Source organism: Kribbella monticola (assembly GCF_003261635.1).
Lineage (GTDB): Bacteria > Actinomycetota > Actinomycetes > Propionibacteriales > Kribbellaceae > Kribbella > Kribbella monticola.
Map to the genome: position 1 here is coordinate 444,648 of NZ_QFXK01000031.1, position 18,722 is coordinate 463,369.

The 18,722-nt window shown below is 68.0% G+C and carries 20 protein-coding genes; 8 read left to right on the forward strand and 12 right to left on the reverse strand.

Annotation, left to right across the window (positions count from 1 at the left end; genetic code table 11):
* Positions 1 to 9 precede the first annotated feature (9 nt).
* The 4 genes from DIZ26_RS21500 to DIZ26_RS21515 all read right to left on the reverse strand — a co-directional run bounded on the left by DIZ26_RS21500 (position 10) and on the right by DIZ26_RS21515 (position 3,319).
* Positions 10 to 876, reverse strand: a complete 867-nt coding sequence (locus DIZ26_RS21500) for a TIGR00730 family Rossman fold protein (RefSeq protein ID WP_112244208.1) — start codon at positions 874 to 876, stop codon at positions 10 to 12.
* Between the two features lie 72 nt (positions 877 to 948).
* Positions 949 to 2,013 carry a succinyl-diaminopimelate desuccinylase gene (dapE, locus tag DIZ26_RS21505; RefSeq protein WP_112244210.1) on the reverse strand — a complete coding sequence of 355 codons (1,065 nt, stop codon included), beginning with the start codon at positions 2,011 to 2,013 and terminating at the stop codon, positions 949 to 951.
* Positions 2,000 to 2,701, reverse strand: coding sequence for a VOC family protein (locus DIZ26_RS21510; RefSeq protein ID WP_112244212.1), 702 nt, complete (start codon positions 2,699 to 2,701; stop codon positions 2,000 to 2,002). Before DIZ26_RS21510 ends, dapE begins: the two co-directional genes overlap by 14 nt.
* A gap of 9 nt (positions 2,702 to 2,710) precedes the next feature.
* Positions 2,711 to 3,319 carry a CGNR zinc finger domain-containing protein gene (locus DIZ26_RS21515; RefSeq protein ID WP_112244214.1) on the reverse strand — a complete coding sequence of 203 codons (609 nt, stop codon included), beginning with the start codon at positions 3,317 to 3,319 and terminating at the stop codon, positions 2,711 to 2,713.
* An 89-nt stretch (positions 3,320 to 3,408) separates the two neighbouring features.
* Between DIZ26_RS21515 and DIZ26_RS21520 the strand changes: the two genes are divergently transcribed.
* The gene (locus DIZ26_RS21520; protein WP_112244216.1) at positions 3,409 to 4,071 is read left to right on the forward strand and encodes a maleylpyruvate isomerase family mycothiol-dependent enzyme; all 663 of its coding nucleotides are present in this window, start codon (positions 3,409 to 3,411) and stop codon (positions 4,069 to 4,071) included.
* Here DIZ26_RS21520 and DIZ26_RS21525 read toward each other — a convergent pair.
* Positions 4,068 to 4,937 (reverse strand): RNA polymerase sigma-70 factor, encoded by an 870-nt coding sequence (locus DIZ26_RS21525; RefSeq protein ID WP_112244218.1) that lies wholly within the window; start codon positions 4,935 to 4,937, stop codon positions 4,068 to 4,070. The two genes, DIZ26_RS21520 and DIZ26_RS21525, sit on opposite strands and share 4 nt — an antisense overlap.
* Before the next feature lie 165 nt (positions 4,938 to 5,102).
* Between DIZ26_RS21525 and DIZ26_RS21530 the strand changes: the two genes are divergently transcribed.
* Entirely contained in the window at positions 5,103 to 5,591 is a 489-nt protein-coding gene (locus tag DIZ26_RS21530) for a carboxymuconolactone decarboxylase family protein (protein WP_112244220.1), read from the forward strand.
* A gap of 78 nt (positions 5,592 to 5,669) precedes the next feature.
* Here the strand turns inward: DIZ26_RS21530 and DIZ26_RS21535 are convergent, their stop codons facing one another.
* The 3 genes from DIZ26_RS21535 to DIZ26_RS21545 are packed head-to-tail and all read right to left on the reverse strand — an operon-like array spanning position 5,670 to position 8,783.
* Positions 5,670 to 6,467 carry a carbohydrate ABC transporter permease gene (locus tag DIZ26_RS21535; RefSeq protein ID WP_112244222.1) on the reverse strand — a complete coding sequence of 266 codons (798 nt, stop codon included), beginning with the start codon at positions 6,465 to 6,467 and terminating at the stop codon, positions 5,670 to 5,672.
* The gene (locus DIZ26_RS21540) at positions 6,457 to 7,413 is read right to left on the reverse strand and encodes a carbohydrate ABC transporter permease (RefSeq protein WP_198676201.1); all 957 of its coding nucleotides are present in this window, start codon (positions 7,411 to 7,413) and stop codon (positions 6,457 to 6,459) included. Before DIZ26_RS21540 ends, DIZ26_RS21535 begins: the two co-directional genes overlap by 11 nt.
* Positions 7,413 to 8,783 (reverse strand): ABC transporter substrate-binding protein, encoded by a 1,371-nt coding sequence (locus DIZ26_RS21545; RefSeq protein ID WP_112244224.1) that lies wholly within the window; start codon positions 8,781 to 8,783, stop codon positions 7,413 to 7,415. Before DIZ26_RS21545 ends, DIZ26_RS21540 begins: the two co-directional genes overlap by 1 nt.
* Positions 8,784 to 9,008: 225 nt before the next feature.
* On the opposite strand from DIZ26_RS21545, the gene DIZ26_RS21550 reads away from it, so the two are divergent.
* From DIZ26_RS21550 to DIZ26_RS21560, 3 genes are read left to right on the forward strand one after another with little or no spacing between them, the layout of a single operon-like run.
* A complete protein-coding gene (locus tag DIZ26_RS21550) occupies positions 9,009 to 9,650 on the forward strand; it encodes a KpsF/GutQ family sugar-phosphate isomerase (RefSeq protein WP_112244226.1) in 642 nt (213 codons plus the stop codon).
* The gene (locus tag DIZ26_RS21555) at positions 9,647 to 10,615 is read left to right on the forward strand and encodes a ribokinase (RefSeq protein WP_232828499.1); all 969 of its coding nucleotides are present in this window, start codon (positions 9,647 to 9,649) and stop codon (positions 10,613 to 10,615) included. The genes DIZ26_RS21550 and DIZ26_RS21555 overlap by 4 nt, the downstream gene beginning before the upstream one ends.
* 49 nt (positions 10,616 to 10,664) lie before the next feature.
* Complete coding sequence (locus tag DIZ26_RS21560; RefSeq protein ID WP_112244228.1) at positions 10,665 to 11,666, forward strand: LacI family DNA-binding transcriptional regulator; 1,002 nt, start codon at positions 10,665 to 10,667, stop codon at positions 11,664 to 11,666.
* Here DIZ26_RS21560 and DIZ26_RS21565 read toward each other — a convergent pair.
* On the reverse strand, positions 11,611 to 12,840 hold the full coding sequence (locus tag DIZ26_RS21565; protein ID WP_112244230.1) for an MFS transporter: 1,230 nt from the start codon (positions 12,838 to 12,840) through the stop codon (positions 11,611 to 11,613). The two genes, DIZ26_RS21560 and DIZ26_RS21565, sit on opposite strands and share 56 nt — an antisense overlap.
* 57 nt (positions 12,841 to 12,897) lie before the next feature.
* Positions 12,898 to 13,797: a phosphotransferase family protein gene (locus DIZ26_RS21570; RefSeq protein WP_232828500.1), complete on the reverse strand. Its 900-nt coding sequence runs from the start codon at positions 13,795 to 13,797 to the stop codon at positions 12,898 to 12,900.
* A 78-nt stretch (positions 13,798 to 13,875) separates the two neighbouring features.
* Between DIZ26_RS21570 and dapD the strand changes: the two genes are divergently transcribed.
* Together dapD and DIZ26_RS21580 are read left to right on the forward strand one after the other, a co-directional pair.
* Positions 13,876 to 14,814, forward strand: a complete 939-nt coding sequence (dapD, locus tag DIZ26_RS21575; protein ID WP_112244232.1) for a 2,3,4,5-tetrahydropyridine-2,6-dicarboxylate N-succinyltransferase — start codon at positions 13,876 to 13,878, stop codon at positions 14,812 to 14,814.
* Between the two features lie 96 nt (positions 14,815 to 14,910).
* Positions 14,911 to 15,888 (forward strand): hypothetical protein, encoded by a 978-nt coding sequence (locus DIZ26_RS21580; RefSeq protein WP_112244234.1) that lies wholly within the window; start codon positions 14,911 to 14,913, stop codon positions 15,886 to 15,888.
* Between the two features lie 81 nt (positions 15,889 to 15,969).
* On the opposite strand, the gene fdxA is transcribed toward DIZ26_RS21580, so the two are convergent.
* Positions 15,970 to 16,296 (reverse strand): ferredoxin, encoded by a 327-nt coding sequence (fdxA, locus tag DIZ26_RS21585; RefSeq protein WP_012923087.1) that lies wholly within the window; start codon positions 16,294 to 16,296, stop codon positions 15,970 to 15,972.
* A 116-nt stretch (positions 16,297 to 16,412) separates the two neighbouring features.
* Between fdxA and DIZ26_RS21590 the strand changes: the two genes are divergently transcribed.
* Positions 16,413 to 17,342: a GNAT family N-acetyltransferase gene (locus DIZ26_RS21590; protein WP_112244236.1), complete on the forward strand. Its 930-nt coding sequence runs from the start codon at positions 16,413 to 16,415 to the stop codon at positions 17,340 to 17,342.
* Here DIZ26_RS21590 and DIZ26_RS21595 read toward each other — a convergent pair.
* The gene (locus DIZ26_RS21595; RefSeq protein ID WP_112244239.1) at positions 17,324 to 18,709 is read right to left on the reverse strand and encodes an MFS transporter; all 1,386 of its coding nucleotides are present in this window, start codon (positions 18,707 to 18,709) and stop codon (positions 17,324 to 17,326) included. The genes DIZ26_RS21590 and DIZ26_RS21595 overlap by 19 nt on opposite strands.
* Between the last annotated feature and the right edge of the window lie 13 nt (positions 18,710 to 18,722).

The window sequence follows — 18,722 nt, forward strand, 5'->3', positions numbered from 1 at the left end:
CTCCGGGTTTCACTGCCCGTCCGAACCCAGCCGGTGCGCCTCGCGCCGCTCGCGAGCCTCCGGGCTGTCCACCTCGGCCACGTCCCGGGCCGCCGCTTCGGCCGCCTCCTGGGCCGCGGCGTCGGCCAGCTCGCCGGACTTGACGATGTAGCTGATCGCCTCGTCCACGTCGTCGGTGATCACGAACATCTCCAGATCGGCCGCCGAGATCTTGCCGTCGGCAAGCATCGTCTCGCGCAGCCAGTCTGCCAGCCCGCTCCAGTACGACGTACCGAACAGCACCACCGGGAACGACGTGACCTTGCGGGTCTGCGCCAGCGTGAGCGCCTCGAACAGCTCGTCGAGGGTGCCGAACCCGCCCGGCATCACCACGAACCCCTGCGCGTACTTCACGAACATGGTCTTGCGGGTGAAGAAGTACCGGAAGTTCATCCCGATGTCGACCCACTCGTTCAGCCCGCTCTCGAACGGCAGCTCGATCCCGAGCCCGACCGACACCCCACCGGCCTCGGAGGCGCCCTTGTTCGCCGCCTCCATCACACCCGGTCCGCCGCCGGTGATGACGGCGTACCCGGCCTCGACCAGCTTGCGCCCGAACCGTTCGGCCGCGGCGTACATCGGGTCGTCCGGCCTGGTCCGCGCCGAACCGAACACGCTGATGGCAGCACCGAGCTCGGCAAGCATGCCGAAGCCCTCGATGAACTCCGACTGGATCCGCAGCACCCGCCAGGGGTCGGTGTGCACCCAGTCGGACGGTCCGCGGCTGTCCAGCAGGCGCTGCTCCGACGTCGAGTGCTGCACCTGGTTACGCCGCATCACCACGGGCCCGCGCTGCTGCGACTGCGGGCGGTCCGGGTGGATCGATGGTTCTGCCATACGCCCAGATTAGTGCGGCGGGCCACCACCGACCCGCCGCACGGCCGTGTTCAGCCAACCGTCAAGAGACGGCTAGTCCGCCGTCAACCAGCTTCTCAACCGCTGTTCACACTGCTCGATCTCCGCCTCGGGCACGTACTCCTCCTGCTTGTGCGCGAGCAGCGGGTCGCCCGGCCCGTAGTTCACCGCCGGTACGCCGAGCAGCGTGAACCGCGCCACGTCGGTCCACCCGAACTTCGGCTGCGGCTCCCCACCCACCGCCGCCAGGAACGCCGCGGCAGCCGGTCGCTCCAGCCCCGGCAACCCGCCCGGAGCAGAATCGGTGATGGCGACCTCGAACCCCTCGAACACCTCCCGGACATGCGCCTCGGCCTCGGCCTCCGACCGGCTCGGCGCGAACCGGTAGTTCACCGTCACCGTGCACAGATCCGGTACGACGTTGCCCGCGACGCCGCCGCTGATCCCGACCGCGTTCAGCCCTTCGCGGTACTCCAGCCCGTCGATCGGCACCCGGCGCGGTTCGTACGCCGCCAGTCGCGCCAGCACCTCACCGGCCGCGTGGATCGCGTTGCGTCCCATCCACGAGCGCGCCGAGTGCGCCCGCTCGCCGCGCGTGGTGATCTCGGCCCGCATCGTGCCCTGGCAACCGGCCTCGACCACCGCGTTCGACGGCTCCATCACGACCGCGAAGACGCCCTGCAGCAGTTCGGGATCCGACTGGGAGAGCTTGAACAAGCCGTTGCGCTCGGCCTCGATCTCCTCGCAGTCGTAGAAGACGTACGTCACATCGCGGACCGGCTCGGTCAGCGTCGCCGCGAGCCGCAGCCCGACCGCGACCCCACCTTTCATGTCGCAGGCGCCGAGGCCGTGGATCAGTCCGTCCGCGCGCCGCGACGGCAGGTTGTCGTTCAGCGGCACGGTGTCGAGATGCCCGGCGATCACGATCCGCTCGTCGCGTCCGAGCTCGGTCCGGGCCACGACCGTGTTCCCGTGCCGGCTCACCGCGAGATGCGCGTACGCCGACAGCGCCGCCTCTACCGCGTCCGCGATCTCCTCCTCCGTGCCACTGACCGACGAGATGTCGACCAGCGCTTGGGTCAGGTCGGGCCCGGACTGGGTGAGATCAAGCTTGGCCATCGGTCTCCTCGGCAGGTGGTGGCAGGAACACACAGAACTCGTTGCCCTCGGGATCGGCGCAGACCCACCAGCCGATCTCGTCGTCCTTGGGCCGCAGCAGTGTCGCACCCGCGTCGAGGACGGGCTGCAACTCGTCCGCGGTGACGTCCCAGTGGATCCGGTTCTTCACCATCTTCGGCTCCGGCACCGGGATGAACACCCAGTACGGGAACGGCAACCCAGGAACGTTCTCCAGCCAGTACCACGGGTTGGCCGGATTGTGCATGACATCACCGCCCACCACCCCCGCCCACCAACGAGCCTGCGCCTCCGGGTCGGCCGAATCCACGATCAACTCCATCAACCGGTACGCCGGAACGCTGTCCCGCACGAACCCACAGAACTCGCCGCCCTCGGGATCACCCAGCACGGCCCAGTGCTGCTCGTCGGTGATCGGGCTCTGCACCGTCGCGCCGAGCTTCTCCAGCTCATCGATCGAGGAAGTGAGCACGTCCAGATGCACCCGCTGCTTCACCGTCCGCGGCTCCGGCACCTGATTGATCCAGACCGTCTTCTCCGGCCGATCCCCCACCAGCACCGCCGGGTTGTCCGCCGGCGACGTCAACCCCAGCACCTGCCCCCAGAACGACGTCATCGCGCTCGGGCAGTTCACATCCACACACAGGTCCTTGAACCTCGCAACAGCCATCCCCAAAGGCTAGTGGGCCGCCGTGCTGTGTTTGCGTTGGTAGTGGCGATTGACTCGTTCACGATTGCCACAGGACGGCGAGCACCAGGTTTGGCGCGGATCGTCCTGCAGGAAGTACTTCACGCAGCGCGCCGCCGGGCAGGCACGAAGGCGCGCTCGGTCGGGGCTGATCAGGAAGTCGATTCCCGAGCGCCCCACAGCGCCGACAAGCAGAGCAGTCGGGTCCGAGCTACGAACAGACCAGGTGGTCGCAGGCCCACCGTCCTCCGGCCAGTCCAGATGCGCAGTGCCCAGCTTGTCGGCGGCTTTGTTCAGCACAGCGAGCGCAGCATCTGGTTCCAGCAGCCGGTCGGCATCGGCGCGACTCGGCGGCGCTGGGCTGACGGCACGAGCGAACAGCGAACGCACCGCACGCCGTACGGCGAGCAGCGCCTGCCGAAGGTCGTCGTCCACGGTCACGGCCGACGAATCAAAAGGACGCCCCAGTACTCCGGACGCCAGCGGCGCGATGTTGTCGACCCACTCGGCCAGCCCGCGATCCGTCGCCAGCAGATCCGCGACACCACCTTGCCCGTCGTGCCGGATCGTCGCGGCAAGCTCGAACGCCAGCGTGGTCATACCCTCCAGTCTAATGGCAAACCCACTTGCTCCCATGTGGATCGTCGATCTAGGTTTCTCTCGCGATCACTACCGTCAAGGGGAGCAGCGTGAAGCCCGAGGTGACAGCGGCCGTCGACCGGCTGAACGCAGTACTGGAGGAGGTTGACGAGGCGGCGGTGCGGGCGCCGTCGCGGTTGCCGGGCTGGTCCCGCGGACACTTGCTCACGCATCTTGCGAACTTCAGCGAGGCGATGACCCGGCAGGTCGAGGAAGCGCTCGCTGGACGGTTGGTGGAGATGTACGACGGCGGCCGTCCGGCGCGGGATGCCGCGATCGAGCGCGGCGCCGGGAGGCCGGCCGAGGAGCTGAAGCGGCATGTTCGGGAGGCGGGTCGCGGACTGATCCAGGCGTGGCAGGAAGTCGGGCCGGACGACTGGGACCGGCCCGTCCGGCATCGGGAGAGCACGGTGGCGGCGACGGTGTACACCGGTTGGCGGGAGTACGAGATTCACACCGTCGATCTCGGTTTGGAGCCGACCAGCGACGCGTGGTCGAAGGAGTTCTGTCTGCATCTGCTGGAGTTCCTGCGCCCGAGGACTCCCGACAACCTCCACTTGGTCCTGCGAGCGCCAGACCTCGAATGGGAAGCAGGCACAGGCGAAACCCGCGTGCTCACCGGTGCGCTGACGGACCTGACCGCCTGGATGGCAGGGCGCGAACCCCAGCGCCCGGTGAGCGGCGACCTCCCGACGCTCAACCCCTGGCCCTAGGAGCGGCTGACGACGGCTGTGCGGGCCACGCCGGACAGCTTCGCTGGGTTGCGGACGGCGTAGAGGCCGGTGATCAGGCCGTTCTCCACGTGGACGGTGAGGACAGCGTCGAGCTTGTTCTCGAGGTGCAGGATGAGCGCCGGGTAGCCGTTGACCTGGACGAGTTGCAGCGACGCCGAGGCGGGGATCCTGCTCAGCAGCTTGACGACCCGCTCGGCTCCCCGGACCGGTACCTTCACGGCCTGTACGACGCCGCCGCCGTCGGCCAGCATGACGACATCGGGCGCGAGCATGTCGAGCAACCCCTGCAGGTCGCCGGTCTCGACGGCCCGCTGGAAGGCGGTCAGCACCCGCCGGGATTGGGCCGGCGAGACCACCTCGCGCGGCCGGCGCGCCGCGACGTGGGCTCGGGCCCGGTGGGCGATCTGGCGGACGGCGGTTACGTTCTTGTCGACGGCCGCCGCGATCTCGTCGTACTCGAGCTGGAACACCTCACGTAGTACGAAGACCGCCCGCTCGGTCGGGGTCAGCGTCTCCAGCACCAGCAACATCGCCATCGAGACGCTCTCCGCCAGCTCGACATCGTCGGCGACATCGGGTGCGGTCAGCAGCGGCTCGGGCAGCCAGGGGCCGACATAGGACTCCTTGCGGCGCCGGAGTGTGCGCAGCCGGGTCAACGCCTGGCGGGTGGCGATCTGGACGAGGTACGCGCGCGGCTCGCGCACCGAGGCGAGGTCGACGCCCGTCCATCGCAGCCAGGTCTCCTGCAGCACGTCCTCCGCATCGGCGGCCGAGCCGAGCAGCTCGTACGCGACCGTGAACAGTAAGTTGCGATGGGCAACGAAAACCTCGGTGTGCTCGCTCATCCCCGGCTCCTTCCGCTCGGCCTGCCATCCACCAGACGCCGGCCGGCGCCGATTCGTGACATCGGCCGTCGGTGGCGCTCGTCACACGGTCGGAGGTGTCACAGGACAGCAGCGGCCGGCATCTCCTGGTCGTAACCATCCAATCCCACGAGTGAGGACGAAGTCATGGAACCCCGTATGGACCTGCTGACCAACGAGCTCGGCGCCAGGCTCGGCAAGCGATTCGCCGGTATCGGTCAGGCGATCCAGCAGACGACACTGCCCCGGAGCACCCAGGAACTGGTGATGCTCCGGGTCAGCCAGATCAACGGCTGTGGTTTCTGCGTCGACTTCCACACCAAGGAGGCCGCGGCCGGCGGTGAGACACCGGTCCGGATCAACCTGGTCGCGGCCTGGCGCGAGACGACGGTGTTCACCGAGGCCGAGCGGGCCGCTCTGGCACTCGCCGAGGAAGGCACCCGGCTCGCCGACGCGTTCCACGGCGTCTCCGACGAGACCTGGGAACAGGCACGCAAGTACTACGACGAGGACCAACTCGCCGCGCTGGTCTACCTGATCGCCGTGGTCAACGCGGCCAACCGGCTCGGCGTGATCGTCCGCAACCAGGGCGGCTCCTACGAACCGGGCATGTTCGCGAGCTACACCCACAACTAGCAGACGGGGTGATGGCGCCGGCCGGGAGTTGCGGGCCGGCGCCCGCGGCGAGCACCGAGCCGTACTGCGTTGCTGACGCTACTTCATGCCCGTCGTCTTCATCGCGTCGACCAGGCGTTTCTGGCCGGCGACGAAGACTACGACGGTCGGGATCGCCGCGATCACCGCGGCGGCGAGGATGAGGTTCCACGCGGAGGCGTACTGACCCTGCATGCCCGAGATGCCGAGCTGGATCACCCGCAGGTCGGGATTCCTCGTGATGGTCAGCGGCCAGAGGAACGCGTTCCAGTTCGCGAGGAAGAACAGCACCGACAACGAGGCGAGCACCGGCCGGCTGAGGGGCAGGATCACACTCCAGTACCGCCGCCAGTAGCCGCAGCCGTCGAGGTCGGCCGCCTCCTCCAGCTCCCGTGGGATGTTCAGGTAGTACTGCCGCAGCAGAAAGATGCCGAAGGCATGGAAGATGCTCGGCACGATCAGGCCGGCGTAGCTGTCGAGCAGGCCGAGTTGCTTGGCGACCAGGAACAGAGGCACCAGGATGACCGGCAGCGACACGAGCAGCGTCGACATGATGCCGGAGAAGATGAGCCCGCGCCCCGGGAACCTCAGCCGGGCCAATGCATATGCAGCCATCGAGTGGAAGAACAGCGCCACCACCGTCACGATCACCGCCACGATCGCGCTGTTCAGCAGGAAGCGCGGCATCGGGATCTTCAGCAGCACGTACTGCAAGTTGTCGAGCGTCCACGACGACGGCCAGCCGAACGAGAACACATCCTCGGCCGGCTTCAGCGCGCTGATCAGAATCCACAACAACGGCGCCACCGCGATGATCGCCAGCACGTGCGCCAAGATCGGAAAGAACCTAGTCCTCATCGAAGCGGCCTCCTCGGGTGAAGGCGAACATGAGACCGGTGCAGAGCACCAGGATCGCGACGACGACGGTGGTGAGCGCAGCGGCGTACCCCATGTTGTTGAAGGTGAACGCCTGTTCGTAGATGTAGAGCACGACCGTGCTGGTGGCGCGGGCCGGACCGCCCTTGGTGAGTACGTAGACCAGGTCGAACGCCTGGAGGCCGGTGACCGCGCCGATGGTCGAGTTCACCACCACGAAGAAGCTGGTCGGCCGCAGCAACGGCCAGATCACGTAGCGGAACCGCTGCCAGGCGCTCGCCCCATCGATCTGGGCGGCGTCCTCGAGTTCCTTCGGGACATCCTTCAGCCCGGCCAGGAAGACCAGCATCTGGTAGCCCATCAGGAACCACACGCTGATCACCACATAGGTGCCGAGGGCAAGCGACGGCGTACCGAGGAACGACACGTCGCCGAGCCCCAGCGGCGCCAAGAGGTTCGCGATCGCGCCGCGCTTGTCCACCAGCAGGAACTGCCAGATCAGGCCGACCACGACGAGGCTGACCACGTTCGGGAGGAAGAACGCCGAACGGACCCAACCGATCCCTCGGAAGTGGTTCCGGACCAGCATGGCCAGTGCGAAGCTGACCACGAACGCCAGCGGAACGAACGTGACCACGTAGATCCCGGTGATCCTCAGCGAGGACCAGAGCTGGTCGTCGTGCGCCATCAGTTTGTAGTTGGCGAGCCCGACGTACGAGTAGTTGCCGAAGCCATCGACCTTGAAGAACGCGACACCGAAGGCGAGCACCATCGGCAGGGCGACGAAGGCGAGCAGACCGAGCACGTCCGGTGCCAGGAACGCGTAGGCCGCCAGGGCCTCCCGCCGCTTCTTGGTCATCGAGGCCTTGGGCCGCCGGGGCCTGGTGACCGCGGCGGACGGACGCGGGGGTGCTGTCGTGGTCACCATCAGCTGATGGGAGCGCCCTGGTAGGTCTTCAGGAAGGTGTCGATCCTGGCCGCCGCGTCTGCCGCCGCCTTGCCGGGGTCGGCGCCGTTCAGCTGGCAGGCCTGGATCGCGTCGGCGATCGGCTGGTAGACCTCGGGTGGGAACCGCGGCTCCGGCTTGCCGGTCGGCGCGATCTCGCTGACGAACTTCTTCAGCACGCCCTCGCCGAACGCACCCTTGGCGTCGGCGGCGGTCTGGACCGACTTGCGCGGCGGCACGTTGGTCTTCACGACGGTGTTCCACTGCCGCTGCCGCTCGACCCCTTCGGCATCGGTCGAGCCGAGCGCCCAGGTGATGAACTTCGCGGCCGCCTCCGGGTTCTTGCCCTTGGCATTCGCCACGAACGCCCAGCCGCCGAGGTCGGTGGCCGGCTTGCCGCCGTCGGGCGTCGGATGCGGGATGATCCCGTACTTGAAGTTCTTCGCCTTGGTCCGCAGATCCGCGACGGCCCAGATGCCGCTCTGCTGCATCGCGACCGCACCGGAGCCCAGGTTCGACACCACGTCGCCGCCGCCGTCGCCGAGGGCCTTGCGCGGAGCGACCTTGTTCTTGATCGTGTCCTGCCAGAACTTCAGCGCCTGGACGGCCGCCGGCGAATCGAAGGCGACCTTGCCGTCCTTGATCGGCGTCCCGTCGCCCTGCCAGAGGAACGGGTACCAGGTGAAGTTCTGGTAGTACCCCGGCAGCGTCTCGAACATCACGCCGTTGCGCTTGGCACCGGTCAGCTTCTGGGCGACGGCCAGTGTCTGGTCCCAGGTCTTCGGCAGATCTGCCTCCGACAATCCGGCCTTCTCGAACGCGGCCTCGCTGTAGTACATCGCCAGCGGCTCGATCTCCATCGGCAGCCCGTAGATCTTGCCGTCGACACTGCGTGCCTCGAGCAGTCCGGGCAGGTAGTCCGCCTTCGACTCGGCCGGTAGTGCCGACGACAGATCCTGCAGTACTCCGCCGTTGTAGTAGCGCAGGAAGTCTCCCGGGCTGATCAGGAAGATGTCGGGCCCCTGGCCGGACTGGAACGCCGTCTGCAACGTAGTACCGCTGAGGTAGTCCTTGCCGGGGATGTAGCGCAGCTTGACCTTGACGTCGTTGTTCGCGTTCCACTGCTCGGCCAGCGACACGAACCACTTGCTCTGCGGCCCCTGGTCGTCGGACGGTCCGTAGAAGTTCCAGAACGACATCTCCTTGCCGCCGCCACCGCTGTTGTCATCACCGCAAGCAGTCAGCAGCGGGCCGCCGACCGCCGAAGCAGCGAGTGCGCCGAGGCCGCCGCGCAGGACGGTACGCCGGCTGGGGCGGCTGGGTGGCCTTGCAGAGAAGGGAGTTGCGGACATCAGAGACTCCAGGAGGTTTCGAGCGTCCGGGCGGGCAATCGATTTCTCGCAATCTACGATCGCGAACCTGACCGGTCAAGGGGGCCACCTCGCCAAGCTCGATCAGACCACTCGAGCGCCCTTGTTTTGAACGTTTCGAGCAGGATGCAGACGTTGACACTGCGTCAGCCCACTGCCTACGCTGCGGAAATCGATTTCTGAGTTCGAGCCGGAAGCGGGGCGAGGATGCCGAACCGTGCGGGCGAGTTGCCGCGGGAGCTGGTGACGCGAGGACTGGAGGCGGCCCGCAGTGCGATCGAGACCGAGGCGGCTGCGGTGTCAGCGCTGGCAGGCCGCCTCGACGGAGTGTTCCTCGACGTACTGACCGCGGTCGCCGCCTGCGAAGGGCATCTCGTCGTCACCGGGCTCGGCAAGTCCGGCCTGGTCGGCCGGAAGATCGCCGCCACCCTCGCCAGTACCGGTACGCCGGCCACCTTCATCCATTCCGGTGACGCCCTTCACGGCGACTCCGGTGCGGTCACCCCACGCGACCTGGTGCTGGCTCTGTCCGCCTCGGGCGAGACCGCCGAGGTGTGCGCCTTTGCCCAGATGCTCGCGGACCGGGACATCCCGGTGATCGCGATGACGGGCGCTGAGGAGTCCACGCTGGCCAAGCTCGCGACGTACACGCTCGACACGATGGTGTTGCGCGAGGCCGATCCACTGAACCTCGCCCCGACCGCTTCGACGACCGCGGCCTTGGTGATGGGCGACGCGCTCGCCTGCGCCCTCGTAGTACTGCGGGAGTTCACGCACCAGGATTTCGCCCAGTTCCATCCGTCGGGAGCACTCGGCCGCAAACTCCTCGGTCGCGGAGAAACTCTGTGAACCGCCGGTACGACGTATGTGTGCTCGGCTCGTTCATGAAGGACCTGGTCGCCAGCGCCGAGCGGCGGCCGCTGCCCGGCGAGACCTTGCACGGCACCGGTTTCGCGGAGTTCCTCGGCGGCAAAGGGGTGAACCAGGCGATCGCCGCGGCCCGGATGGGCGCCCGGACCACCATCGTCGGGACGATCGGCGACGACCGGTACGGCGAGGAGTTCCTCGAGCTGCTCAAGTCGGACGGCGTCGACACCGAATGGGTGCTGCGGCATCCCGAGCTCGGCACCGGCGTCGGGTTGCCGCTGGTCCTGCCCGATGGCGGCAACTCGATCATCATCGTGTCCCGCGCGAACTCCGCGATCACCCCGGCCGACATCGAAGCAGCCGCCGAGGTGCTCGCGGCAAGCGGCGTACTGAGCGTGCAACTGGAACTCCCGGTCGAGGCGAGCCGCGCTGCCCTCGAGCTCGCCTCGGCCGCGGGGGTGACGACGATCCTGACCCCGGCGCCGGTCGGCACGGTGGACCCTTCGCTGGGCGAGTTCGTCGACATCCTGGTCCCGAACGAGGTGGAGGCGGCCGCGCTGACCGGGCTCGACTGTGACGACGAGTCGGAAGTACCGGCGATCGCCCGGCGGCTGACCGCGGAGTGGGACCTGCGCGGCTGCGTGATCACGCTCGGAGCCCGCGGGGCCTTTGTCCGCGACGAACTCACCGGCGAGGAGCTCCGGGTTCCCGCGCACCGCGTCGCCACAGTGGACACGGTCGGTGCGGGCGACGCCTTCTGCGGATCGCTCGCGGCGTCACTGGCGGCAGGCGCCGGCCTTGCGGACGCAGTACGGCTTGCCAATGCCGCGGGCGCTCTGTCCACGACGATCCACGGGGCCGCTGTCTCCGCACCCGACCGGTCCTCGGCCCTCCGCCTGCTCGACGCGCAATCCGTCGAAGAGCCTGTTGGTCGCCTTCGCTCATGAGACCCTAGTGCCGTCCAGACGGCCGGTGGTTGTGGAGCGGAGAGCGAGCATGACGACGATCTACGACGTCGCGCGTAGATCCGGCGTGTCGCCGGCGACCGTTTCGCGGGTACTGAGTGGCCGTCGCAACGTGGATCCGGAGCTGTCCGAGAAGGTCCGCGCCGCCGTCGCCGAGCTCGGCTACCGGCCCAACGGCGTCGCGCGGAACCTGCGCAAGGCGAGTACGAACCTGTGGGCCGTGGTCATCTCCGACATCGAGAACCCGTTCTTCACCTCGCTGGTGCGCGGGCTCGAGGACGTCGCGCAGACCGAGGGCTACCACGTGGTGCTGTGCAACTCCGACGAGGATCCGGCGAAGGAAGCGGCGTACGCGTCCGCCGTACTGACCGAGCAGATGGCCGGCGTGGTCGTCTCCCCCACCTCGACCGCCGAGGGCGTGCTGCAGTTGGCCGAGGCGAAGACGCCGATGGTGTTGATCGACCGCCGGGTGGACGGCGTCGAGGCCGACACCGTGCTGGTCGACAACGAACACGGCGCGGCCGAGGGCGTGAAGCACCTGATCGACGGCGGCTACGAACGGATCGCCTGCATCACCGGCCCGCGCCGCGTCAGTACGGCGATGGACCGGCTCGCCGGGTACCGGTCAGCGCTACGGGCAGCCGGGATCCCTTACGACAAGGACCTCGTCCGGCATGCCGACTTCCGCGAGGCCGGCGGGTTCGCCGCTATGGAGAGCCTGCTCGAGTTGCCCGAACCACCCGAGGCGCTGTTCGTCAGCAACAACCTGATGACGGTCGGCGCGCTGGAATGCCTGGCGAAGCGAGGACTCCGAGCGCCTGACGACATCGCCCTGGTCGGCTTCGACGACATCCCGTGGGCCGACCTGGTCGTCCCCTCGCTCACCACGGTCGCCCAGCCGACGTACGAACTAGGCCGTACTGCGGGCCTGCTGCTCAAGGACCGCATCGCCGCGCCGGGGCGTCCCCCGTCGACCGTCACGCTCCGGACCGAGCTCCACGTCCGGGCGACATCGGCGCCGAAGCAGAAGTAGCAGCCTTCCGCGGGTCGTAGTACGGAACCCAGCGGGCGAGCCAGCCGGTGCCCGCGACGGTGAGCGCGCCGAGAGCGACGGCGGCAGCGGCCAGCGGCGCGACGAAAGTGATCGCGCTGATCAGGATCGGACCGACCACGCTGCCGAACTCCGCGCAGAAGGTCCATCCGCCGAGGAACTGGGCACGCAGGTGGGCGGGCGCGGCATCGGCGCCGAGCGTCTTGACGATGCCCGAACCGAGACCGTTGCCTATGGCCATCAGTACGGCGACGGCGAGCACCCCGAGCAGCGCCGTACTGAAAGGAAGCGTGAGCATCCCGACGCCGAGCAGCAGCGTCGACGGGACGGCGATCCAGACCCGGCCGAAGCGGTCCATCACCAGACCGGCCGGATAGAACAGCAGCATCTCGATGCCGTTCGTGATGCCGAAGACGATCGAGGTATCGGTCGCGGACAGCCCGATGTGCTCACCCCACAACGGAATCAGGCTCGTCCGGGCCGCGCGGGCGACGGCGATCACGAAGACGCCCGCACCGAGCGTGAGGAACGTCCGCCGGTAGTCCCAGAGCACCTTCCTGATCGGCTGCGGCTCGGATTTCACGGCGACGCCCTCGGGTTCACCGGCGGTCAGGAGAAGGATGCCGGCACCCACGGATCCTGCGACGCCGACACCGTAGGCCCCGGTCAATCCCCAGAAATGCCCGGCTGCGGCACCCAGGAACGGGCCGATGAAGAGGCCGATCCGGCTGACACCACCCAGCGTGGACAGAGCACGGGCGCGAAGCTCGACGGGCACGACTTCGGTGACGTACGACTGCCTCGCCAGGCTGAAGACCGCGCCGGCCAGCCCCGCCACCAGGAGTGCGACGCCAAGCAGCCAAGGTGTTCCGGCCAGCATCGCACCGGCCCACGCGACGGCACTCACGGCCGCGGCGGCGAGCAGCGCTCGGCGTTCCCCGATCCGCACGACGAGCGCCCCGGCCGGAAGCGATCCCGCGAACTGCCCGATCCCGAGCACCCCGACGAGGAAGGCCGCGAATCCCACGGACGCGCCAAGCCGCAACGCCGACAACGCCACCACCGGCAGCACCGCGCCTTGCCCAACCGCATTCAGCACCGTCGGCCCGAAAGCCGGCACCGCTACCTGCCAGAGACTGAACTCCCGCGAACCCATCCGCGTCTCCTCGCCGCTTTATCTCGACATCAAGATACACGACATGAAGACAAGCGGTCAGTGCAAGTTGTCCACCACGTCCTCGAGCTCGGTGACGAGTGGGGCGATCCAGTTCTTTGACGGTGGGACTGTGATGGTGCCTTCGGTGATGATCCAGGCCAGTGCGCGGGTGATGAAGCAGACGCCACCGACGGCCAGCTGGCGGCGTACGAGGTCGGGGTCGGCGCCGGAGACTTCGGTGTAGTGGGCAACGATCGGGTCGGGTTGGTGGCCGAGGGCGGCGGCGTCGCGGACGAGTGTGTAGAGGTCGCTCAGGTGCGGAGCCAGGTAGGCCAGCGGCCAGTCGACCGCGGCCCAGCGGGTTCCGTCGGTGACCAGGTTCTTCGGTACGAAATCGCCGTGTACGACGGCTGCCGGCGTCTCGTGATGCAGTTGGTCGAGCGCCGGTACTGCGGTCGCGATCACCTTGGCGGCGAGCTCGGCTCCGATCGGCTCCATCCCGCCGACGAGTTCGGCCAGCTGATCGGCGGTGAACTCGCTCTCACCGGCCGCCGGTCGCGACTGAATCTCCGCGAGCACCTCGATCGCGGCGAGGAAGCCGTCGGCAGACGGTTCCTGCTCCAGATTCAACCGGCCGACGTCTGCCAGGACCAGCACCACCGCATCGTCGAGGTCGGCATGATGGATCAGCCGCGGCGCGGGCAGGTCGAGCGGCACCACGAAGCGTTCGTACGCCGCCGCCTCGCCGGCCTGGGCGTCGCTGCCCCGCTTCACGATCACACTGCGGAGCCCGAAGGAGACCCGCCAGACCTCCGACGAACCCCACTCGCGCAGCAGTTCGCCTTTCAGTTCGTGCAACGAGGTCGCCTGGGTCGCAGTGAGTACAGGCTCCGCCACAGCGTCGATCCAGCCGGGCAGCATGGTCAGCTCCTTGCCTCCGGGCAGCCGATCACGCACCGCTGCCGATTCCTCGCGAAGTGTCCGGCCCCGAGGGTATTCGGTCCGGCCGACCAAGCGTCTGGCAGGCTTTGCGGTATGACTGACAACGCCACTCACGCCTGGGGCTACGGCCTTGCCACCGTCACCGAACAGGGCAGCACCCTGGACGTCTGGTATCCGGCCCCCGAACTGGGCGCCGCGCCCGCGGAGAGCAAGGCACCGGCCGAGCTGATCGCTGCCGAGGGCAACGACGATCTGCGCCGGGTCCGCCGGGTCGTGGTCAAGTCCGACATAGTCCTCGAGCAGGCGCCGGCCGACACGGCGGATGCGTACCTGCGGCTGCACCTGCTGTCGCACCGGCTGGTCCGCCCGCACGGCGTGAACCTGGACGGCATCTTCGCCGCGCTGCCGAACAACGCGTGGACCTCGCACGGCCCGGTCCCGGTCGAGCAGGTCGAGCAGGTCCGGCTACGGGCCCGCGCGGCCGGACTGCACCTGGCCGTGACGAGCGTCGACAAGTTCCCGCGGATGACGGACTACGTCGTACCGAGCGGTGTCCGGATCGCCGACGCCGACCGGGTCCGGCTGGGCGCGCACCTCGCCGCCGGGACCACCGTCATGCACGAGGGCTTCGTCAACTTCAACGCCGGCACGCTCGGTACGTCGATGGTCGAGGGCCGCATCGTCGCCGGCGTGGTGGTCGACGACGGCAGCGACATCGGCGCGGGCTCGTCGATCATGGGCACTCTGTCGGGCGGTGGCAAGCAGGTCATCTCGATCGGCAAGCGCTGCCTGCTGGGCGCGAACGGCGGCATCGGCATCTCGCTCGGCGACGACTGCGTAGTCGAAGCGGGCCTCTACGTCACCGCCGGTACGAAGGTCACGCTGCCGGACGGCACCGTCGTCAAGGCACGCGAGCTGTCCGGTCAGCCCGGGCTGCTCTACCTGCGGAACTCGGTCACCGGCGCTGTCGAGGCGCGCCCCCGCAAGGGCGAGGGCATCACTCTCAACGAAGCGCTGCACGCCAACGCGTAGACCGGTGGATGCCAACCAACGCGCGCCACAGTACGTCGTACCGACTGTGACTCATCCAACGGAACCAGGGCCCTCCCGCCGGACGTTGAGACACGTATGCCGGTGAAGCGCGGTCCGATAGTCGCTGTAGCAGCAGTGGGTGTGCTGGCGCTCGCTGTCGCCGCGGGTATCTCCGCGATCAACGGCAAGGGCGTCGGACCGCTGCTGCCGCCACGGGAGCAGTGCGAAGCGACAGCGGGCGGCAACACGGTCGTACTCGACCTGGACCAGGCGGAGTCGGCCGCGATCATCGTCGGAGTCGCCGTACGACGTGGGCTGCCGGCCAAAGCCGCCACGATCGCCTTGGCCACGGCGTACCAGGAATCCAACCTACGCAACGTCAACCACGGCGACCGCGATTCACTGGGTCTGTTCCAGCAACGGCCGTCGCAGGGCTGGGGAACGGCCGCGCAGGTGCGTGATCCGCACTATGCGTCCTGGAAGTTCTACGACGCGCTGTTGAAGGTGCGGAACTACCAGCAACTCGCGGTGACCGTCGCTGCCGACAGGGTGCAGCGCAGCGCGTTCCCCAACGCGTACGCCGATCATGAGGCTGACGCGCGGGTTCTGGCGTCAGCGTTGACAGGCAACACCAAGCAGGCATTGAGCTGCACCGTCAACACCTCGTCGATGCAACCGGAAGCGATGGGCACCAACGGCCTGACTCCACGCGCCGAGGCTGTTCGCCAGGATCTGCTGAAGACCTTCGGGAAGCTCTCGATAGGGGGCTACGAGCCCGGCGGCACCAAGACCGGACACATGGAAGGCTCCGCGCACTACGACGGTCGCGCGCTCGATATCTTCGTCAAACCGATCTCGACGGCGAACACTCTCAAAGGCTGGGCGCTCGCGCAGTACCTCGTCGCCCGGGCAGACCATCTGAAGATCCGCACGGTCATCTTCTCCGACCGCATCTGGACGGCAGGCTCCAAGTCCGACGACGGGTGGCGCACCTACACCCCACCCGACCGCCCGGGCAACAAAGACACCCTCCGCCACCTGGACCACGTCCACGTCGACGTCATCGAACACTGATTGCTGTCAGGGCAGCGGGATGGAACGTACTCACGGCTCCCCCAGCCGATGCTGGAGGAGCCGTGAGAGGTGAGCTGTTCGTTACTCGTCGTGTTCCTGCGGGGGCAGGGCGGCGATGAACGGGTGGTCCTTGTCGATCTTGCCGAGCTTGGAGGCGCCGCCGGGCGAACCCAGGTCGTTGAAGAAGTCGACGTTCGCGGTGTAGTAGTCCTTCCACTGCTCTGGGGTGTCGTCTTCGTAGTAGATCGCCTCGACCGGGCAGACCGGCTCGCATGCTCCGCAGTCGACGCACTCGTCGGGGTGGATGTAAAGCATCCGGTTGCCCTCGTAGATGCAGTCGACGGGGCATTCCTCGACGCAGGCGAGGTCCTTGAGGTCAACACACGGCTGCGCGATGACGTAGGTCACTGGTACTCCTCCTATAGCCAGCAAGCGCAGCGGTCAGGGTGCTGCGGTGCGGTGGTGCTCGATGCAGTCTCTAGTATCAGGCTAGTACTACGCCCACTCTGCCAGGAGTCCGCATCGTGTCAGGCCTCAGCGCCCGTGATATCGGCCACCGTGTCGTGGTTCGCCATCGGCTCCCCGGCGGTCAGCTGACCGATGTGCTCGGCGTGCTCCAGTCCCTGGACGCCGACTCGCTCGTGGTGCGTCATGCCGACAGTACGCCGTACGCGGTCAAGCTGGCCGATGTGAGCGCGGCCAAGCCGATCCCCCCGCTCCCGCTCCGGCCGGTGGATGTGGAGCAACTGTTCCTCACCACAGCGCTCGGCCGCCCCGCTGTGGAGACCGTGCACCTTGGGCAGTGGTTGCTCCGGGCCTCGCAGGGCTGGACGGGCCGGGCCAACTCGCTCCTGCCCGCCGGAGACCCTGGGATGCCGCTGAGCGACGCGCTGAAGCAAGCCGTGGCCTTCTACGAGGAGCGAGGACTTCGTCCGCTGGCTCTGGTCAGGCTTGGCACGCCCCTCGAAGCCGAGTTCCGGCAGCACGGCTGGGTCGAGTCGAGGCCGGGTGAATCGGATGCGCTCGTCCTGCACACGTCGTTGGATCTGGTGAACGGCGTACCGGCGTACGAGGTCGAGGTGCACGGCAAGCCCGACGACGAGTGGTACGGGACCGCCTTCGACGGTGAGGTGCCTGCCCCGGCGCCCGCGGTGATGGAGGGTGCTCCCAAGGCGGTCTTCGCCTCGGTCCGCCTGGACGGCACAGTCGTCGCCGTCGGCCGCGGGTCGATGACGGGCCATTGGCTCGGCATCGACGGAGTCCGCGTCGTTCCGGAGTACAGGAGGAGGGGACTGGCCACCGCCGTGCTCCAGGGGCTCGCGCGCTGGTCAGGGGCTCAGGGCGGCCGGCGGACCTACCTTGAAGTGCTCGAAGGCAACACCGCCGCGCTCAGTACCTACCTGAGCCTCGGCTACACAGAGGCCTACCGCTATCGCTACCTGACCAACCGGTGAGCAGAAGCCGCCCCAAGCACCGCCAGCACGACAAAGCCAGCCAGTACGACGCTCAGCGCGTCGGCGGGCGACGTGTGCCCCGAGGTGAGCCACGCGTACACAGAGCCCGACACAGCGACTCCGAGAGCCCCCGAGAGCTGGGCGTTGGTAGCGACGACACCGGAGAGGTCTGACGCGTACTGCGTCGGCATGCTCGACGTCACCGCTCCGATCAACGTGTTGGCGCTGATCCCCAGCCCTAGCCCTCCGATAGCGAGCAGGCCGAACAGCAGCGGCCCAGCGACTCCACCGAGCAGCAGGTAGACCAACACAGCCAGGTAGCCCGTTGCCAGCAGCAAACACCCGATCACGGGCATCCCGCGGTAGGTGCGCCGCAACCGAGGCAGTACCGGCCCGGCCACGCCGAACGCGGCCACCCAAGCAACCATCGCGAATCCCGCGTACGCCGGGCTCTTGCCGAGTCCCTGCTGGAGATACAACGCGAGGACGAACAGCAGTGCGAAGTACGTGCCAGTGGTGAACGCGTGCGCGAGTAGGCCGGCGCGGACCGAGGCGTTTCGTAGTACGGGACGGGCGATGAGCGGACGGCCACCGCGAGCGACGGCTTGGCGTTCGCCGTACTCGAAGAGGGCGAGCATCGGGGCGCTGAGGGCGAGGCAGATCCAGGACCAGGCGGGCCAGCCGCGTTCCGATCCGAGCAGCAGCGGCACGATCACCAGCAGGACGGCAGCGGACAAGGTGAGTACGCCGCGCAGGTCGAGCGGCTGCCGCTCACCGTGGACCTCGTCAGCCGGTAGGACGCGGCGAGCGACCAGCAGCAGGACGACACCGATCGGCACGTTGATCAAGAAGATCGGCCGCCAACTGGTACCGAACAGGTTCGCCGCGATCAGCAGGCCGCCCAGGACCTGGCCGGCCACGGCTCCTCCCGACAACGCGATCGAGAAGTACCCGAGCGCCCGCAGCCGATCCCGGCCGGCGAAGTGCAACTGGATACCGCTCAGCACCTGCGGAACCATCAGCGCCGCACCCGCGCCCTGGACGAACCGCGCCACCGTCAGCGAGTAGATCTCCGGCGCGACCCCACACACCAGCGAAGCCGCGGTGAACACGGACAGACCGAGCACGAAGACGCGCTTGTAGCCGAACGACGACCCCAGTCGCGCACCGGTGATGAGCAGTACTGCGAACGCGACCACGTACCCGGAGACCACCAGCGCGACCTGTCCTTCCGACGCGCTCAGATCGAGGCCGATCGACGGCGCGGCGATGTTGGCGACGGCCGTATCCACGTTCGCCATGAACTGCCCGGTGAGCAGAACTGCCAGCAGAGCGGACCGGCGGGAGGTGCGGGTGAGTAGGAGCATGTGGATGGAACGG